Annotated in this window: 11 protein-coding genes; 9 read left to right on the top strand and 2 right to left on the bottom strand. The window is 34.4% G+C overall.

Annotation, left to right across the window (positions count from 1 at the left end; genetic code table 11):
• Window positions 1-8: 8 nt before the first annotated feature.
• Window positions 9-155: a hypothetical protein gene (locus AAEO57_RS19215; RefSeq protein WP_341694656.1), complete on the bottom strand. Its 147-nt coding sequence runs from the start codon at window positions 153-155 to the stop codon at window positions 9-11.
• A gap of 407 nt (window positions 156-562) precedes the next feature.
• Window positions 563-3,820 carry a CheR family methyltransferase gene (locus tag AAEO57_RS19220; RefSeq protein WP_341694657.1) on the bottom strand — a complete coding sequence of 1,086 codons (3,258 nt, stop codon included), beginning with the start codon at window positions 3,818-3,820 and terminating at the stop codon, window positions 563-565.
• Window positions 3,821-4,175: 355 nt separating this feature from the next.
• Between AAEO57_RS19220 and AAEO57_RS19225 the strand changes: the two genes are divergently transcribed.
• The 9 genes from AAEO57_RS19225 to AAEO57_RS19265 all read left to right on the top strand — a co-directional run bounded on the left by AAEO57_RS19225 (window position 4,176) and on the right by AAEO57_RS19265 (window position 20,832).
• Window positions 4,176-4,625 carry a response regulator gene (locus AAEO57_RS19225; protein WP_341694658.1) on the top strand — a complete coding sequence of 150 codons (450 nt, stop codon included), beginning with the start codon at window positions 4,176-4,178 and terminating at the stop codon, window positions 4,623-4,625.
• A gap of 514 nt (window positions 4,626-5,139) precedes the next feature.
• Window positions 5,140-5,697 (top strand): RNA polymerase sigma-70 factor, encoded by a 558-nt coding sequence (locus tag AAEO57_RS19230; protein WP_341694659.1) that lies wholly within the window; start codon window positions 5,140-5,142, stop codon window positions 5,695-5,697.
• A 134-nt stretch (window positions 5,698-5,831) separates the two neighbouring features.
• Window positions 5,832-6,986, top strand: a complete 1,155-nt coding sequence (locus AAEO57_RS19235; protein WP_341694660.1) for a FecR family protein — start codon at window positions 5,832-5,834, stop codon at window positions 6,984-6,986.
• Between the two features lie 97 nt (window positions 6,987-7,083).
• A complete protein-coding gene (locus AAEO57_RS19240) occupies window positions 7,084-10,671 on the top strand; it encodes a SusC/RagA family TonB-linked outer membrane protein (protein WP_341694661.1) in 3,588 nt (1,195 codons plus the stop codon).
• 10 nt (window positions 10,672-10,681) lie between these two features.
• Window positions 10,682-12,079: a RagB/SusD family nutrient uptake outer membrane protein gene (locus AAEO57_RS19245; protein ID WP_341694662.1), complete on the top strand. Its 1,398-nt coding sequence runs from the start codon at window positions 10,682-10,684 to the stop codon at window positions 12,077-12,079.
• A gap of 61 nt (window positions 12,080-12,140) precedes the next feature.
• On the top strand, window positions 12,141-14,147 hold the full coding sequence (locus AAEO57_RS19250) for a redoxin domain-containing protein (RefSeq protein ID WP_341694663.1): 2,007 nt from the start codon (window positions 12,141-12,143) through the stop codon (window positions 14,145-14,147).
• Window positions 14,147-15,571: an alpha/beta hydrolase family protein gene (locus tag AAEO57_RS19255; RefSeq protein ID WP_341694664.1), complete on the top strand. Its 1,425-nt coding sequence runs from the start codon at window positions 14,147-14,149 to the stop codon at window positions 15,569-15,571. Before AAEO57_RS19250 ends, AAEO57_RS19255 begins: the two co-directional genes overlap by 1 nt.
• Window positions 15,572-15,818: 247 nt before the next feature.
• Window positions 15,819-17,891, top strand: a complete 2,073-nt coding sequence (locus tag AAEO57_RS19260) for a protein-disulfide reductase DsbD family protein (RefSeq protein WP_341694665.1) — start codon at window positions 15,819-15,821, stop codon at window positions 17,889-17,891.
• Window positions 17,892-18,009: 118 nt separating this feature from the next.
• Window positions 18,010-20,832, top strand: a complete 2,823-nt coding sequence (locus AAEO57_RS19265) for a M16 family metallopeptidase (protein WP_341694666.1) — start codon at window positions 18,010-18,012, stop codon at window positions 20,830-20,832.
• The last annotated feature ends 199 nt before the right edge of the window (window positions 20,833-21,031 follow it).

A 21,031-nucleotide genomic window follows, 5' to 3' on the forward strand; every position in this document is an offset into this window, starting at 1 on the left:
TTTAAAAGTTATTTTTTAGTGCCAGCTGATCCTTTTTTTGAATCTGAGCTTTTAGTTTTTGAATCCGAATCTTTAGAGCCACTTTTAGAAGCTGCTTCTTTTTTATCGGATACTTTTGCACTGTCTGCGCTTTTTTGTGCGTTTGAAGTTTTCATAATTGTAAAATTTTTAAATTGTTATATCTGTAAATGTACCTTTGCCTAACATCAAAAGTTTATAGTTTGTATGCGATCTAATTATATAATTTACAGTTAATTGTGTTTTGGTGTTTGTGTTTTTATGAATGTGTATCAAATACAAAACAGTAGTCACAAACGGGCATAAAAAAAGAGCAGAAATTTTCTGCTCATTGCTTATCATTGACTCAAATGGTTTATCTGCAGATTTACAAATTTTAGGAAATGCAATATTGCTATAGTTTTTTTTAAAATGCTAACAGCCTCAGTTCAGTTAACACAGCACAAAACTTGTTTATAAATAAATTATATCGGTCAATGTTCCTGCAAGTTCTTTTTGCTTTTAGAAATCTTATAAATAATCCTGAATACTTTATGGAGATCATTTAAACAGGCAGATAAATAAAAACACTGGTGCCAAAAGCCGGCTTGCTCGAAATCCTGATGAACCCCTGATGATTCATAACTATTTTTTTGACAAGAGTCAGACCCAATCCGCTTCCGTAAAATTGGTCGTTGCTGTGTAATTTGTAGAAAGGTTTAAAAATAAGAGCCTCGTAGTCTTTGGTAAATCCAACGCCGTTATCAGTCACTGTCAGTCTGATGTATTTTAAAAACGGATTAGTCTCCAGGCTGCTTATTTCTTCCGCTAGCGGAACTTCTGCGCTAATCTTAATTTTTGGTGTTTCGCCTTTTTTGGTGTATTTGATTGAATTGGTTATCAGATGTGTAAAAAGTTTCTGAATCTGATGAGGAATAATTGAGAGCGTTGGAAGTGTTTCTGTTATTACTTCTGCTTTCTGGGAATTAATGATGTTTTTCAATTCACTGAGTGCTCTTTTCAGCACAATATTGAGGTCTGTTTTTTTAAATTTCTTTTCTGTAAAATTAATTTTAGAATAATCAATAACATCTTCAACAAGCTGATTTAGGTTTTCAGCTGAACTCAGTAAACGTTTCAGGTTATGTCTTCCTGATTCGGATAATGTTTTTTCACTATCCAGGACTTTTTTGCCAAACATATATATTTTGCGTCCCGGTTCAAGTAAAGTATGACTCGCCGCTTCGGTAAATGATTCCAGTTGTTTGCTATAACTAATCAGTTCCAGATTTTTATTTTCTAAAGTATTATTGCTTTGTTCCAGATCAGAAATGTCTTCCAGAGCAAGCAAAATCATGCCTTCCGGAATAGAATTGATTATAGGGGAAGCGTTTAGCAATACGGTTTTTTTTACTCCGTTGCCAAGATCAAACTGTATTTTAAAATTCTCTACAATTTCCTGTTGGCTTAATTTTTTCAGGACTGATTCCTTAAATTCGGGAGTATTCCAATGAGAGTTGCCTATTTCAAAAATAGAAAAGCCTTCTGTTTCTTCTTCAATAGTTTTAAAATATTTATAAAACGCAGGATTAGCACTTTTTATCACAGTGTTTTTATCAATTATAATCAAAGGTTCTCGAATTGTATTTACAATTGATTCATAAAAATTCTGCATTAAAGCCAGTTTTTCCCTGCGATCCTGTAGTTCATCGTTTACACAGGTAAGTTCTTCATTATTAGACCGAAGTTCCTGTGCTGAGGCTGTGAGCTGTTCGTTTTTAATTTGTAATTGCTCAGTATTGTTCAGTAATTCCTCATTGGAAGTCTGGAGTTCTTCATTGGTAGTCTGTAGTTCTTCAAAGTAGATCTGTTGTTCTTCGGTTACTCTTTTAAAATCGCCACGAAGCTGATTTAATTCTTTTTCCAGTTCTTCATTGGGGTTTTGTTCTGTATAAACAGGCTGGTGATGTAAAATGGTTTTTTTACAAAAAATAATCAGCAATAAATCAGGATATGAAGGAAGAAAAATAACCTCAAAAGAAGTCAGGAAGTTTTGTTTTTTTACAGGAACATCACCTCCTGAGAAATTTTTTTTCTCATTTCGGGTTTTCAGGATAGCATTATGCAGTTCAAAACCAATCTCCTCACCAACCATATTTAGAATATTAAAACTTGGTTTCCCTGATGCGGGTTGTAAAAACGGACTGGTATCACCATGGAAATGAACAATTTCAAATTCTTCATTTATAATTACGGCTGCGGGAGAATATTGTTCCAGCAATATATCTGAAGCAATTTTTTTATAATCGGCGGTATATGTTTTAGGAAGTGAAATGTCTTTTTCGGGCTGTATGGAATTGATAAAATCAAAGTGCCGGGGCTCATTTTTGGGTTTGTTTTTTTTTCGGATATAGATTTTTTGTTGTTTTTCTATGACAGTAAATAAATCAGGGACATTGTTTGCCGCTTCTGATTTTCCCAGAAATAAAAAGCCTTTTTCTCTCAAGGCGTAGTGGAAAGAAGTCAAAACCCGGTTTTGTAAAAAAGTATCAAAATAGATTAAAACATTGCGACAGGATATCAAATCTATTTTTGAAAAAGGAGCGTCTTTAGTTAAATCATGAACAGCAAAAACGCAATGGTCACGTATGATTTTATTGACATGGTAACCGCTGTTTCGTTTAATAAAATATTTTTGAAGCCTTTCACTGCTGATATTTTTAACATCCTGCTGGGAGTATATACCGGCACGGGCTTTAGAAATGCAGTGTTTCGATATGTCAGAGGCAAAGATCTGTACCTTTACATGTAATTTATTGGTTTTCTGAAGGTACTCATCCAGACAAATGGCCAGCGAATAAGCTTCTTCACCAGTCGAACAGCCTGCACACCAAATTCTTAAAGTTTCGGCATCCGGATTTTCTGTCAATGCCGGAAAAACAGTATCCGACAAATGATTTAAAAAAGGTTCATCCCTAAAAAAATAAGTAACCGGAATAAGGATATCGTGAAACAATGCATTTTGTTCCTCAGTATTGTTTTTAAGTAAATTGAGGTAACCCTCAATAGATTCCTGGTGTTTGGTTACCATTCTTTTTGCAATTCGTCTTCGAAGAGTAGGATGTTTATAATGGTGAAAATCAGTGCCGGTTTTTTTATGAATGATATCAATAATTTGTTTAAAAAATTCATCTTCATCAGTTAGAATATCTTCATCTTCCTGATAAGCATGATTGACTGAATATGAGTTTTGAATTTCGGATAATTTAGAAGCGATTAGAGAAGGAGCTAAAAAATGATCTATAAAATCTGTGTTGTCTGCATTTTGAGGGAGTCCTTTTTTATGCAAAGCCGCAAGGGATGCACCTCCCATTTCTTTGATTTTTTTAAGACCGGCACATCCGTCCAGGGGGTTTCCGGATATAATTAATCCTACAGTATAGCTTTTGTAAACTGAAGATAGTGAATCAAAGAACAAATCAAAACAATTATTAGGCTGACTGCTTCTGGTTTTATGCTGCAGTTTTAGTGTGCCGTCTTCTGTAACTAAAAAATTATTTTCAGGAACCACATAGATATGATTGGGCTCAAGGCTAATTTCGTTTACAATTTCTACAACCGGTATTTTGGTATGTTGAGCTAGTATTCCAGCAAGGTTTTGTGATTGGGGATAATCTAAATCCTCCATAATAATGTAGGCCATTCCTGAATCAGGTTTGATTTCGGATAGGACTTTTTGTAAAACTTCAAATGCTGTAGCAACTGTACCGATACCAACAATCGGGAAAAGTGAATCTTTTTTTTGTAAAATAATGTTACTCATTGTTTTGTGAAATTAATCTTAGTCCGTATAATTTCTCTAAAGTAAATTTAGAAAGTAAGAAATAGCTTAACATTATGAAATTAAAACTGATTTTTACATAATTAGCATTAGTAATTGTGAAAACGTGAACTTAAAATTATTTTTTTAAATGTTAAATGTCTACCAATTAAATAGTGTTAAATGAGCTTTTATAGCGATTTTCTTAATTAGAATGATTATCTTTGGAGATTATTAACCGGTTCTACGGATATAATTCGATTGTTTATCGATTTTCAGAAGCTTATACTTTGGGTATAAATGTTTGCAGATTCATAAATTCTTGTCTTATGTTTTTACCAACAGAAAGTATAGTTAAATGGCAGAAAGCACCAAAATAAAAAAGTCTATTTATTTGGCAGATGATGATGAAGATGACAGAATGCTTTTTATTGAAGCTGTTCTGGAAATTGACAGGTCAATAAACGTTACTGAAGCAAAAGACGGACAACAGCTTATGGATATCCTAAAACTCCATTCTCCCAACTTTCCAGAAATTATTTTCCTTGACATAAACATGCCCGGAAAAGGCGGTTTTGAATGTCTGCAGGAAATCAGAAACAGCAATACCAATTTTAAAAATGTAAATATTATTATGCTTTCTACCAGCAGCAGTTCACTGAGCGTCAGCAGGGCATTTGAACTTGGTGCTTCATTTTATGCTGTAAAACCAAGTACCTTTGACGGTCTAAAAGCATTGATTAAAAAAACACTCGAAATGGATCTTATTTCGGTTGAACAAAATTCGGGTAAGGTTTTGATGGCCTGATATTCTGAGGCACAAAAAATCAGTAACTTTCTTCAATTGGTTGCGATAATTACTCTGTATGTTAGGATCAATTAATTATAGATATTATTGTCCACAGCAAACTTATTCTTTCTATAAATTCCTTAATAATTTTTCCGTCCGGAATTCTGTTTCAACAACTCCAGTTATTTCCAAATGTCTTCTCTCATATTTTGATAAACTTGTTTAATGTGTGCAGGTTTAGGAATCGCATTTAGGCAAATCAACGTATATTCTTTACCACTCACAGATGATTTAGAATTATTTGATAAAAAAGTATTAGATTAGGACACGATTCAACAGCGTAAGATTAGTACTAATATTCTTTTTTTATAATAATTTAAATCTTCTTTTTTTACTATTTATTAAATATGAGCTCTTTTAGCTTGAGTTTTTTGATAGTATTCAGAGAAATTTGATTGATATTTGAAGATAACCTAAATTTATATAGTTTTGTTTTTTTACAATTAATTAGCGTTTAGTTTTTATTTTGGAAATGAACATTGCCTTAGAAGAGCTCCAAAAACAAAATAAAACTGTTTATAAAAATGTCTTTAATCATTTTTATAAAGGGCTGGTTTTGTATGCGAATAATTTTCTGTTTGATCAGCAGGCAAGTGAAGATATAGTGCAGGAAGTTTTTATTGCATTATGGGAAAACGCAAAAAATATCGAAATTAAAACCTCGCTAAAAGCTTATTTGTTTGCAATGGTTCGTAACCGATGCCTCAATTACCTCAAAGCGGTGAAAGTTACAGACGATTTGAATTTAATAGATCTAAATTCTATGCTGATTTTGGATGAAGACCTGGATTTGATTTCTGAGGAAGAAAAAAACATTCTCTATAATCAGATTTTAAAAATTATTGCCACTTTTCCCGAAAGTATGCAGCAGGTTTTTAAACTGAAATTTATTGAAAACTACAGTTACAATGAAATTGCCGATGAGATGGGCATTTCTGTGAATACCGTAAAAACTCAGCTTCAGAGAGCAAAAACTAAAATCAGTCAGTCTTTGGTTGTGATTTTGGCATTACTTTCTATCAGACAGTAAGAAAATTATTCTGCTTTCTCTAAAATTTAATTTTTTCTTTATTTTTTCTTAAACTTTTGTCACCCATTTATCGAATCAGATTGTCTTAGTTACAAATTACATCATGTAATTGTTAATTTAAACGAATTCTCAAAATGGAATTTAATCTGATCATAAAGAAAATCAATGATACTCTCAGTCCCGAAGAAGAATCAGTTTTTGCTGCATGGTACAATGAGTCTGACTCAAACAGGGAATATTTTGAAAGAGTACAAAAAAACTATCATCTCGATCTTCAGCCTCAGGATATCGATCTAAACAGAGCATGGGAAAATATTAATGAAAATATTACTCCTCAAAGAAGCTTAAAACCTTACTACAAATATGCCATTGCGGCAGCTGTAATTTTATTTATCGGAATTGGATATTTTACCAGAACCAAAAATGCAACATCAGATTTGGGTAGTGAAAACGAGGTAGTTCTTGCAAACAGAAACCAAAATGATATTATCCTTACACTTGCGGATGGTTCAAAAGTAGTTTTAAACAATCAGGAAAATGGTGTAGTAGCGAGTCAGGAAAATGTTGTGATTACAAAAGACAAGGAAGGACAGATTCGATATGAAGATCATAATGGTTTAGATGCAGGAAAAGTATATTATAATACCCTGATGGTTCCGAATGGAAGAACTTTTCAAATTGCACTTCCCGATGGTACAAAAGTATGGCTTAATTCTAAATCTTCTTTAAAGTATCCGGTAGAGTTTACTGGCGATAGACGAATGGTAGATTTAGAAGGAGAGGCTTATTTTGAGGTAGCAAAAAATCCGAATAGTCCGTTTACAGTAAACACAAACTCCGGAAATATAACTGTTTTGGGAACTCATTTTAATGTAAATGCTTACACCGAAGATCAGAATTTTGAAACAACACTTGTCGAAGGAAAAGTAAAAGTTGCAGAAACCGGAAAAGAAGACGAAGCGGTTATTTTAAAACCCGGACAACAGGCTCGTTCCGGAAAAACATCTTTAAAAATTGCTGAAGTTGACCCGGCAATTTATACTTCATGGAAAGATGGCAAATTTTATTTTGAAAATGAAAATCTAAAAAGCATTTTGACCAAAATGGCCAGATGGTATGATTTCAAAGTGAATTTCGAACAAAAATCATTAGAGCAGATCAAATTTACCGGAGTAGTTTTAAAAGAAGAACCGTTGGCTAATCTTTTGAATATTATTAGTAAAACATCAAATATTAAATATAAAATAACCAAAGTAAATCAAACGTATGAAGTAACCGTAAGTAAATAAAAAAAACCGGAAAATGTTTGCACCATTTCCCGGCTAGTATTTGTCCAGTCGAAAAAAAGAGTTCGAAATCAATTAACCAACCAAAACATTTAAAAGTATGAAAAAAAACCTATCCGCAAAAGATTGTGGGGTAAAATCCGCGCTTTGGGATAAATTTCTTGACCTGATGAAGAAATCCCTAATATTATCCATCTTCTTTTTCAATATAGTTGCTTTTGCATATTCGCAAAAGGTAACTATTAATGCAAAAAACCAATCGGTTTCTGCAGTTTTAAAAGCCATCACCAAAAAAACCAATGTTGAGTTTTTCTACAGTGATGATGTTTTTAATGCACAAAGAAGAGTAGATATAGCTGTAAATAATGCTGACGTAATGGCCGTGATCAAAGAATTAATAGGTGATGATTATAAAGCAGAATTTGTAAATAAGAAATTAATTGTTATTGCGGTAAATCCTAAAGGAAAACCCGTAACCACTTCTTCTATAGAGGAGAAAGTAAAAATTAAAGGAGTTGTTACCAATGCAAAAAAAGAAAATTTATTTGGTGCATCGGTTTGGGTAAAAGGTACCAAAGACGGCGCTGTTACCAATTTTGACGGTTCTTATGAAATTATGGCTCACAAAGGAGATGTTCTTGTTTTTGAATATTTAGGATACAAAAAACTAGAAGTTACAGTTTCGGACAGTTTGATTATCAATCCAATAATGCTGGAAGATGTAAGCAAACTGGATGAAGTAAAGATAGTTTCAACAGGATATCAAAATATTGATAAAGAACGTTCTACAGGTTCTTTTGCGGTAATTACGGCAAAAGATTTAGAAAAAATTCCTGTTAATAACGTACTACACAGACTAGAAGGTCAGGTTGCTGGTCTGCAACTGGACATTCAGGATTCTGACAACACTTTTGTGTATCAAAATAAATTTGGCAGTAATCAGGGAAAAGGGAGTTATAATGTTGCCATTAGAGGAAAATCTACAGTATCGCCTACATCCAATGCAATGCCCTTAATAGTACTTGACGGAACACCTACAGAGTTGGACATCAGAACAATAAATCCAAATGATATAGAGAGAATTACTTTTCTAAAAGATGCGGCAGCGGCTTCTATTTATGGTGCAAGAGCAGCAAATGGTGTAATAGTAATTAATACCAAAAAAGGAAAACAGGGACAAACCAGAATTAATTTTTCTCAAAATTATAGTTTCTCTAACAAACCTTCTTTATCAAAACTGCCATTGATGAATTCTTCTCAGGTTTTAAATTTAGAGCAGGAATTTGTAGATAAAAATCTGGTTACAGATCCGGCAAGTGTAACATATATGCTGACTACGCCAGTTAGCCAGGGAATGGATTTAATGTTTCAGTACAAGCGTGGTCAAATAACACAGGCTCAGAGAGATGCCGGTTTAGATGTTTTACGTAAACGAAATACTTACGGTCAGGCAGAGCAGTATTTGCTGCAGGCTTCAACAAGTCAAAATTATGATTTGTCTTTTAGCGGAGCAGAAAACGATTATTCTTATTTCATGTCAGGATCGTATTCTAAAGAAGAAACTCAGGCAAAAGGAAATGACGGACAACGTTTGACTTTATTGTCTAATCAGGATTTTAAACTTTTTAATTATGTAAAAATGACGACCAGTTTAAGAGGGTCGATCTTTAAATACAATGAAAATAGTTTAGGACTTTCTCCTTTAGGAACTTCATTGAATACTTTACTGCCTTACGATCAGATCGTTGGAGATGATGGAAACTCAGTTGATTATTACCGTCGTTATTATGCTGCACAAACGATTCCGTTGGAGCAGAAAGGATATCTGCCTTGGACGTACAATTACATCGATGAATTAGATAATATGGACAGAACGATGGATGAGCAGAATTTTGGAGCTACCATTTCTGCTACATTTCCATTATTAAAAGGTTTAGATGCTGTTGGTACGTATTCTGTAGAAACTTCAACTTCATCAAATGACAATATGTATAACGAAAATACATATTACGCTCGTGATATGGTCAATTCTGCTACGTCAATAAACAGTAACGGCGATTTAGTATACGGAATTCCGTTAGGTGGAGTTTTTCAAAGTAATAGATTTGGAAAAACCAGCTCTACAATGAGAGGACAATTAAATTATGATGGTATTATTGGTGAAGATCATTTAATTAACGCTATGGGAGGTATTGAAGCAAGAGAGACAGGAGAAACCCAGGATTCGAGAACACTGTATGGCTACAACTCAAAAACTCAGACTTCTGTAGATGTCCCATCAAAAAATTATATAGATGTAAACGGATATAATTACACTGTAAGTAACGGTAATGTGCATAAAGATTTTCACAGAAGATTTTTATCTTATTATGCTAATGCGGGTTATACTTTCAAAAATAAATATACCCTTACAGGAAGTGCGCGTTTAGATGATTATAACAATTTTGGTGTAGATAAAAAATTAAGAAGAACACCATTATGGTCTACAGGAGCAAAATGGAATATTAAAGAAGAATCTTTTCTTAAAGACGTAAATTTAGTTAATAATTTAGCTTTCAGAGCGAGTTACGGATTTAACGGAAATATCAACTTAGAGGTTTTTCCTTTTACAAACATAAGTCTAAGTGATTTAGATACTTTTTCGCAGCAGCCTTATGCTTTTATCTCGCAGCCTGCAAATCCAAATTTGCGCTGGGAGAAAACAGGGATTTTAAACTTTGGACTAGATTTCTCGCTCTTCAATAGCAGACTAAATGGTACAGTTGAATATTATACAAAAGATAGCAAAGATTTAATTGTAGAATTCCCGGTATCACCATTTTATGGTGTATCAAATAATATGCTGGTACAAAATGCAGCAACTTTAGCAGGACATGGAATCGATTTAAGTTTAAACGGAACTATCCTTAAATCAAAAGATTTTTCTTGGAATTCGGCTCTTGTAGTTTCGTTTAATAAGACAGAAGTTACCGATTCTCGTTTTCAAAATTTCAGCCAGTATTTAAATGGTTCAGGAGGAACACCGCCAATTCAAGGTTATCCTTTAAACAGTGTGTTTGCTTTTAGATCGGCAGGATTAGACGCAACAGGAAGAACTCAGGTATATGATAAAGACGGTAATATTGTAAATTCTTTTACTTCTCTAAAAAATATTGAGGATATGAAATATATGGGAACTAATATCCCTTCGTATTACGGAAGTTTTAGCCAGACTTTCAATTATAAAAAATTGTCATTGTACATTTTGGCAACTTACAAGTTTGATTATGTATTATTTAAACCAACTTATGGAGGTTATGTAAACAGACAAGGAAGATTTAATCAATACGATTTAAATACAGATATCGATCAAAGATGGAGAAATCCGGGTGATGAGGCGACTACTTCTGTACCAGGAATTCAGGGATCAACAGGATTAAGCTATGTGAGATATATTTATGGAGAAGATCAGATTATGCAGGGAGATCACATTCGTTTTAGAGAACTTTCGTTAAAATATGATTTGACAGGCTTGATTGACAGAGGTTTTGTAAGAGGAGCTTCGGTAAACTTCACCGCTAGAAATCTTGGTTTCTTCTGGAGAAAAAACAAAGACGGTTTAGATCCTGACTTTTTACCTTACACGGGAGTAAACATGAAATTGCCTGCTATGGCTATGTATTCAATTGGTTTTAATGTTAATTTTTAATTTTTTAAAGATGAAAAAATTTTTAAAATACATCGCAATTGCAGGATTTGGAGCAATTGTGTTGAGCTGTGATAATTATGTAGATATAAAGACCGAAGGGAAACTAATACCTGAAGAGACCTCAAACTACCGATATCTTTTAAACAATACGTATACATTAGACAAAAGTTATGGTAATGTAGATATACCATCAGATGATATCAGTTTTCAGAATGAGGCCCAGACCACTGCATTAGCGGCAAGTGATTATTACCGTCCTTTTACTAATTTGTATAAATGGTCTGATGTTGTCTATTTTGACGGAGAGACAGATTATGATATGAATAGTCTGTATAATGCATTATACAATGTTAATATAGTTATCAATGAAGTAATGAAAAGCACCAACGGTACAGCTGCAGAAAAAGCGGCCATAAAAGGAGAAGCAGAAGTACACCGTGCTTTTATATTTTTGACTTTGGTAAATACTTTTGGAAAAGCATATGATGCCAATACTTCGGCTACAGATCCGGGAATTGTTCTTTTTACAACACCAACTGTTTCAGATGATATCAAAAGAAGTTCTGTAAAGGATGCTTATGATGTAATTCTTGGCGATCTTAATGATGCAGTAAATTCAGGATTAAAGCCTGTAAATTCAGGAAACAATGTGGCATTCCCATCCAGAGCAGCGGCATATGCACTTTTGGCAAGAACCTATTTGTATATGCGTAATTATCCGCTGGCTTTAGAAAATGCCGAGAAATCACTGGCATTACAAAGCACACTTAACAATCTGGAAGATTATGAATTTGCGGCTTATCCGTCAAGAAAACTAGATAGAGAATTGATATTATCAAAATGGAATGGATACGGCACTTACTCTTATGCACCGCAAATTCTATCACTAAGTAATGAATTGATTAACTCATTTGACACAAATGATTTGCGTTATGTGCTTTTTACACAGCCATCAAGCAATTTTAATTCAGAATATACTATAGGAAGAACGTATGCCAAAGAAGGTTTAACAGGAGAAAGCAGAAATGCAGGACCTACTGTACCGGAAATGATGCTGATAAAAGCAGAATGCCTTGCAAGAGCTGGTTCAGGTAACTTAGCAATGGCTGAAATCAATAAATTAAGAGAAAAAAGATTCAGAGCAGGACAATATGTTGCCATGACTGCCACAGACAATAAAGATGCTTTAATCAAAGTGTTAGCAGAAAGAAGAAGAGAGTTGATGGGATCTGGTGGTTTTAGATGGTTTGATTTGAAACGATTAAACAAAGAACCGGAATTTGCCAAAACTATTACGCATGTTTTTGCAGGACAAACGTTTACACTTGCCCCAAACAGTGACCGTTACCAAATGCCTTTTGCCCCAATTTATTTTGAATACGCCCCAAACTTACAACAGAATCCATAATTAAGTTAATTAAAAAATGTGCACTCAATTTTTTTTTTGAGTGCACTAAATTCAAAAAAAAATGAAAAATTTAAAACTGATCTTATTTTTATTCAGTGTTACAACCAGCATATTTGCTCAGGATGCACCTGCAAAAATACTGACTCTTTCTCCCGAGCATCCAAATCCGGGAGACGAAGTGACCATAACTTATAATGCCGCAAACGGGCCACTTGCCAATGCAATGTATGTAAACGGGGTAGTGTATACTTATGATAATTTTAAATGGATTACCAACGACGTTACTTTAAAAGCTGCCGGAGATAAAAAGTGGGAAACCAAAATGAAACTTTCAGCTCATGCATCTTTTATAAATTGCGTATTTAAATCGGATACCAATGTAGACAAAGGAGAAAAGTTTCCAAATGCTTATATGTTTGCACAAGTTCCCGGAGCTTACACTGGCTGGGGAATTTTGAGAAGCAGGGCTTTTGAGAATGAAGTACCCAATGTGGTGCATGACAGTGCATACATTGCTGATCAGGTTGGTTTAATGTGGATAAATTACGAATTGCAGTATCATCCAGAATCTCGTAAAAAGATATTTTATTACGGGTTAAAACTAAAGCAACTTTCATCTGGTCAGGATCAGTCTGCAGCAATTAAGAAAGAATTACGAGGTTTATTAGCGGATGGCAATCTGGATCACACAACGCAATATGATATTCAGAAGACTTTGTCTTTATTGCAAAATCCAGCAGACAAAGTTTTTACAGATTCTATTCAAAAGGTTTTAGTTACCAAATATCCTTATGGAGTTTTAGCAAGAGACAAACAGATTCAGGGCATATTTATGGAAGTTGATTTTGCTAAAAAAGTTAAAGCATACACGGAATTCGAGAAGAATTTTCCTCAAAATAAATTTGAAGACGTTTACACAGATTTTGAAAGTTTGTTTTATGATAAAATGGTTAAATCAATTGTGTATGGCTTTATCGTAAACAATAAAGATTACAATTATGCTTTAAATAGTGTTAAAAAAGTTTCTTTTGGCAACTTACTGGATTACCACTGGCATTTAGTGTCCATTCCTTTTGACAGGGATCATGACGGAATTGAAAAAACGTCAATAGAAACATTAAAGAAGTATGCTGATATTATTATGGGGGAAATGGAAAACAGACTAACGTTTGTGCCAAAAATGTATGCCGGAAAATTATCATTAAAAGAATGGCAGGAGCAGGCTTTACAAATGATGAGCAGAGAATATTTTACTTATGCTAAATTGGCAGAAGCGACTAAAAATTATGATGTAGAAGAAAAATATTTAGCTAAAATTAAGCCTCTGTTTGGTTATAACGATGCGACTTACAACGAGGTTTATACCAGAATGTTATTGAGAAAAGGGCAAACAGCAGATGCTAAAAATTATATGGCACTTGCGGTAAAACAAAATCAGGTAACACCGGAAATTTTAGCTTCATTAAAAGAAATATATCTAAAAGAAGGCGGAGTGGCAACAGGTTTTGATGCCTATTTGGAATCTCTGAAATCACTGAGTAATATCGAAGAACATAAAAAGAAAGTAATATCAGAATTAATTAACCTTCCAATCGCTGGATTTGAATTAGAAAGCAGCAAAGGAGGAAAAGTAAAACTAGCTGACCAAAAAGGAAAAATCGTAGTACTTGATTTCTGGGCTATGTGGTGCGGACCGTGCAAAGGTGCGATGCCGGGAATGAATATGGCAGTAAATAAATATAAAGCCGATGACAATGTGAAATTCTATTTCGTAGATACACAGGAATATATCAAAGATTTTAAACAGCAGACTCAGGCATTTATCAAAGAAAAAGGTTTTGATTTTAATGTACTTTACGACGGGAAAAATCCTAAAACAGGAAAAATGGATGTAGTTTATGAGCAATACTCAAAAGCATTCAAGTTTTCCGGGATCCCGGAGAAAATGATTATCGACCAAAACGGAAAATTACGCTGGATGTCAAACGGTTATTTTGGAAGTCCAAGCGAATTGTTAGATGAAATTTCAATCATTGTCGAGCATTTAAAGTCAGAGAATAAAAAATAATGAAAACTCTAATTAACAAAAGCAAGAAAGAAAACTTAAATCTTTTAGGATTTTTAAGCTTCTTAATGATGATGACCAGCCATTTTAGTTTTTCACAAACTATCTGGCAGGGCCAGCATCATTCGTACAGGGTTATTTTGTCTGGTGATTTGGCGAAATATAAAACCGATTCTTTAAGTGTTAAAATGCCTGAATTAGATATCGATAAAAAAGTAGTCACAACTGTAAAAGGAGATAGTATATCTTTTAAAAATGAAATGTATGGAATTTCTTTTAAAGGAAAATACAATGAAGATAAAAGCGCAATTTCAGGAATTTTCAACTATTATTCAATTCCAAATACAGCATTTGTTTTAAAGAAAGAAAAAGAAATACAGCCTCTTTATTTTTCTCAGCATCCTAAAAAACCATATCCGTATCAGGTTATTGATATGACCTTTTTAGGCAAAAAAACAAAACTTACTTATGGAGGGACATTGACAATTCCGCAAGGAAAAAAGAAATATCCGCTGGCAATTTTAATCTCAGGAACGGGACAACACGATCGCAATTATACGTACATGGGAAGAGAATTTTTTACTGTTTTGGCGGATTATCTGGCAAAGAACGGAATCGCTTCTCTTCGCGTAGACGACAGGGGATTCGGCAAAACGACAGGTGATTTTCAGAATGCCACAACCGGAGATTTCGCAGATGATATTGAGGAGGAAATTGCGTATTTAAAAAGTGATAAAACAATTGATGCTTCACACATTGGTTTAATTGGTCACAGCGAAGGCGGAATGATTGCTTCAATTGTAGCTTCCAGAAACAAAGATGTAAAATTTATGATCAGTTTATCCGGAGTAGGAGTAAGCGGACTGGAAATGCTGAATCTTCAAAATACAGCCATTCTTAAAAGCTATAATTTTTCGGATAAGGTCATTGCCAAACAAATGGAAATGTACAACATCATGTTTAAAATTGTTTACGATACAAAAGACGGAGAATCTGCTAAGCCTGAAATGACAGTAAAGTTAAAAGAATGGATGCAAAAGCAGGATTCGACAACTTTAAAAGAAATTCAATTGTGGGACGGACGTGATCAGACTTTCTTATACCGCTACGGAAAAGATGCTGACAGAAAATGGTATCGTTATACTATTCATTATACCCCGGAAGATTATCTGCCAAAAATTACCATTCCGGTAATGGTTGCAAATGGAGATAAAGACATTCAGGTTCCGGCGGTTGAAAACATCAATTCATTCAAAAAATACCTGAAAACCAAAGATCTTACCACCAAAATATATCCGGGACTGAATCACATGTACCAGCATTGCAAAACCTGTACACAAAACGAAGTTAAAGAACTCGATGAAGTTTTCGCCCCGGAAGTTCTCGACGATATTTCAAAATGGATTTTGGTACGTTATAAAAAATAACAATTGTCAGGTTGCAGCGTGGGCTTCGACTCCGCTCAGCCTGACAAAAAAATCTAAGAACTGCTGTTATCCTAAGCGGAGTAGAAGGGCACAAAGCTTGACAGGTTTAGAATTCAGTTCAATCTGTCGAAAAATCTTTTAGATCAAATAAACGTAATGTCACCCTGAGCGGAGTCGAAGGGCACAAAGATTGACAAATTTTTAAATAAGGCTTGAAAAAACAACTTTAGTATTTCATTCTAACATCATGAAAAAATTATTTCTTTTTATCGCAATTTTATTTGCGGTAAGTAACCTTACTGCCCAAATTTACGATCCGGTTTCCTTTACAACATCCGTAAAAGAAATAGGAGAAAACAAATATACTTTGAGTATAATTGCCAAAATTGATAAAAACTGGCATATTTATTCTCAAAGCGTTCCATCAGGCGGACCAGCGCCAACAAGTTTTACTTTTCCGAAGTCTAAAAACTACAAAACAATCGGTTCTGTAGCTGAGCCTGAGGGCCATGAAGTTGACGATCCTGTTTTTAATATGCGAATTAAATATTTTGCAGAAAAAGCAGTTTTCACTCAGACTATAGAACGTAAAACTGCCGACGCTTTTACCATTAATGCGTCAGTATTTTTTATGGTTTGTAATGAGAACAGCTGTCTTCCTCCTGGAGAAAAAGAAGTAAAATTTACTTTTAAAAAATCCGAAATACCAATTAAAAACGAAGCAGCGGCAAGTGCTGTAACAGAGCAACAAAATACTGATTCGCCTTCAAAAGATGAATCCATAACTAAACAAGATACCACAAACAACACAACAGATTCTGTTAACACTGCCAGCAAAGACACTCCTGAAATTTTAAATAATTCAATAGACAAAACTTCTTCAGGAAAAACAGCCCCTGAGGAAAGCCTTTGGACATTATTTTTCTTCAGCTTTTTAGGAGGTCTTGCGGCTTTGTTTACGCCTTGCGTATTTCCGATGATCCCAATGACGGTTAGTTTTTTTACCAAACAAAGTAAAAACAAAGCGGCAGGAATCAGAAATGCTATGATGTACGGTATATTCATCATCGTAATTTATGTGATTTTGGGAAGTTTGGTTACAGCTATTTTCGGAGCAGATGCGCTGAATGCTTTGGCCACAAACGTAGTTTTCAATATTGTTTTCTTCCTGCTTTTATTGGTTTTTGCTTTGTCATTTTTAGGTGCTTTCGAAATTGTACTGCCAAGTTCATGGCTGACCAAAATTGATCAGAAATCAGAAATTGGAGGAGCTTTCGGAATTTTCTTTATGGCACTGGCATTAGCTGTCGTTTCTTTTTCATGTACAGGGCCAATTGTCGGAACCTTATTAGTTCAGGCAGCAAGTCAGGCAGGAATTGCGCCAATTGTCGGAATGCTTGGGTTTTCATTGGCCATTGCATTGCCGTTTGCTTTATTTGCAGCTTTTCCGGGATGGATGAATTCGCTTCCAAAATCGGGTGGCTGGTTAAATTCGGTTAAAGTGGTTTTAGGCTTTTTAGAATTGGCTTTGGCCTTTAAATTTTTAAGCAATGCCGACCTGGTTTTGCAATTGCATTTATTAGAAAGAGAAGTATTCCTGGCCATTTGGATTGCTATATTCTCTGTGTTGGCTTTCTATTTATTTGGAAAGATCCAATTGTTGCATGACTCACCTGTTACGCATATCTCTGTCGGAAGACTGAGTTTAGGAATTATTGTACTGTCCTTTGTGGTGTATATGATTCCGGGGCTTTGGGGTGCTCCGTTGCAATACATCAGCGGTTTTCCGCCGTCGAAACAATACAGTGAATCACCAAATGGTTTTGGAAACGCAGTAGGGCAGAGTACTGAAAAAATTGCATTACCGGAAGGCGCAGAAAGTGGTCCAAACGGAATTCCGACTTTTCATAATTATGACGAAGGTCTGGCTTACGCGAAAAAAGTAAACAAACCCGTTATGATCGATTTTACTGGTTATGCCTGCGTTAACTGTCGAAAAATGGAAGAACGTGTCTGGCCGGATCCTAAAGTTTTAGCCGTTTTAAATAATGATGTGGTTTTGATTTCGCTATACGTAGATGACAAAAGATCTCTGCCGGAGAATGAACAGGTGGTTTCTAAAATTACCGGAAAAGTTTTAAAATATACGGGACAGAAATGGAGCGAACTTCAGATTTTAAAGTACAAAACAAACGCTCAGCCGTATTACGTTTTAATGGATCATAACGAAAAAGACCTAAACAAACCATCGGCTTACAATCCGGATATTAACGCTTATTACAACTGGCTTCAGGAAGGAGTCCGGAATTTCAAAAAATAGTATAGCACGCTGATGAAACGGATTTGCTATTGCAAAGACGCTGAAAAAAAACGGATTTTTTAATTATTAAAATCTGCGTACCAATTCAGCCCAACAATAAAAAAACAAAAAATATCAAATGAAAATCTTTCAATCAAAATATTGGCTTTTTGTCCTTTTCTTGGGATTTAAAAGCGCTGCTCAGTTTTCGACTACCATTCCGCTCAGCAAAGATGTAGTTTCCGGAACATTAAAAAACAGAATGAAATATTATGTTCTTCATAACGAATGGCCAAAAGACCGTGTCTGTTTTTATTTCGCTCAAAATGTCGGAGCGATTTTAGAAAATGACGACCAAAACGGATTGGCGCATTTTCTGGAGCACATGGCTTTCAACGGAACACAAAACTTTGAAGGAAAAGGCATCATCGATATGCTGGAGAAAAAAGGAGTCAGTTTTGGTGCTGATATTAATGCGTATACAGCACAGGATCAAACGGTTTATAATTTGAGTAACGTTCCTGCAAACGATTCTAAATTGATTGACTCCTGCCTTTTGGCATTGCACGACTGGTCTGGTTTTCTTTCTTTAAAAAATACTGAAATTGATGCAGAACGTGGTGTTATCAGAGAAGAATGGCGTACCAGAAGAAATTCAGACTTCAGACTTCGTTTAGAAACCGATAAAGTTTTATACAAAGACTCTAAGTATGCAAAACGTGATGTAATTGGCGATTTAAATCTGATTAATACGTTTGATTATCAGGTTTTAAGGGATTATTATAAAAAATGGTACCGCCCGGATTTACAAGCCGTTATTGTGGTTGGAGATATTGATCCGAAGGAAATTGAAAAGAAGATTATTGAAACTTTTTCTTCTATAGAAATGCCTAAAAATGCAGCAGAGCGCTATTATGTTTCTGTTCCGAAAAACAAAGGAATAAACTATGTTTTGGCAAAAGACAAAGAAGCGCAGGAAACAAGTGTGGTACTTTACTTTAAAAAGGATTTTGATAAGGTAAAAAATAATGAAACCAGCAGAAGAGATTTGGTGAACAATCTGTGCATCGATATGATGAACAGAAGGTATAAAGAATTCATTCAGAATAATGAAACCGCTGTTTTAAATATTGGAACAGGAACATCAGAAGTTTCAAGATTAACCAATTCGTATTATTTATATGTAACGCCGAAAAATAACAAAACTCTGGAAGGTTTCAAAGAAATGATGGTTGAAACCGAAAGAGCAGTTCGTTACGGATTTACCCAAAAAGAATTGGATCGTAACAAAGAAGGTGTTTTGAGTTTTTATGAAAACCTGCTTCAGAACAAAGATAAAATTGACAACGACGAATTTTCAGAAGAATTGGTGAATCATTTTCTGAAAGCAGAACCATTTGAAAGTATCGAAACACAATATGAAAATGTAAAAAAAAGATTGGCTTCTATCACCTTAGCTGAAATAAATCAGGCAGTTAAAAAATTGCAGACAACTGATAATATTGTCATGACAGTCACAGGTCCTGATAAAAATGACGTTGTTTATCCTTCAAAAGAAGAGTATGTTTCGATTATGACATCTGTTAAAAAAATGTCTCTTGAAAAATATAAGGAAACCGATACCGATCAGCCTTTAATTACAGCAGAATTAAAAGGTTCGAAAGTTTCAAAAGAAACTCCAATTGAAGGAGTTGCCGGAGCAAAAAGTTATGTTTTAGGAAATGGAGCAAAAATTGTTTTGTATCCAACGACTTTAGCAAAAGATGAGGTTTTGTTCTCTGCATTCAGTTTTGGAGGGAGTTCATTGATTAAAACAGAGGATATTCCGTCATCTCAAATCGCAGTGAGTCTGGTTGAAAATTCTGGTCTGGGCGCTTTTAAAAGTACTGATTTAAAAGACAAACTAAACGGAAAAATCGTAGTTCTTAAGCCTTACATCACTGAATTGACAGAAGGTTTTAAAGGTTCAGGCAATCAAAAGGATTTTGAAACTTTATTGCAATTGCTGTATCTGTATTTTGAACAGCCAAGATTTGATAAAGATGCTTACAGTAGAATGCTAACAGGTTTTAGTAATTCTTTGGAAAATTCGGCTAATACAAATCCGAAAGTTTTTCAGGATACGATTTCGCAGCTGAATTACAATAGAAACAAAAGAGTTCCGTTAGTAAATCAGGAATTTCTGAAACGATTGAGTTTCGAAAAAGCATCAGAAATTTATAAAAAAAGAATTCAAAACGCTGCCGATTTCACGTTTGTCTTTACCGGAAATCTTCCTGAAAATGTACTTTCATTAATTGAAAAATACATCGGAAGTATTTCATCAGATGTCAATAAAAGAGAAAATTTTACAGACAATCATCTTGATCCGGCACCGGGAATTTCCAAAGAGTTATTGGTTCGCGAAATGAATGTTCCAAAAGCTAGTGTTTATATCCGTTTTGTAAAACAGTTTCCATACAATTATAAAAATGTGTTTACATCACATATTTTGGCCGAATTACTGTCTAAGAAATATCTCGACTTAATTCGCGAAGAAGAGGGCGGAAGTTATGGGGTTCACGTAAGTTCTGTTGTAAGCAGATTGCCGTCGGATGAGTATTCAATGACCATCAATTTTGACTGTGATCCTGAAAAACTGGAAAAACTAACAAAAATCGTCTATGAGCAGATTAATTTAACGCAAAAAGATGTAACAAAAGCAGAGGATATTGAGTCTATTAAGAACACGCTGTTAAAAGCAAGAGCAGAAAAAGTTTTGACCAACGGATTTTGGTTAGGAAATTTAAATAGTATGATGCTGAATAATGAAACGTTTAAAGATGACGTTACTTATAAAAAGACTTTAAACGAAGTTACAGCAGAGGATATAAAAGCTTTTGCAAAAGAGTTTTTTGCAAAACCCAAAACGGTTGAAGTAATCATGAAGGCAAAACCTCAGGTTGCTGCTCCGAAATATTAAGATTATCGGTTTTTCATATATCATTTAGAAGTATTTTGAATTAGTAAGCGTATACAACTAACTTGAAAAACCCAAAGAGGCTGTCCGAAAAGGGCAGCCTTTTTTATGCAGCAAATTTTAGGGATTGATTTTGCGTTGGTTGTTTTATGAAAAAATATTCTGTTGCGGTTTTAAAAAGGTAAATTTCGACTTCTACAAC

Source organism: Flavobacterium calami, from assembly GCF_038290035.1.
Lineage (GTDB): Bacteria > Bacteroidota > Bacteroidia > Flavobacteriales > Flavobacteriaceae > Flavobacterium > Flavobacterium calami.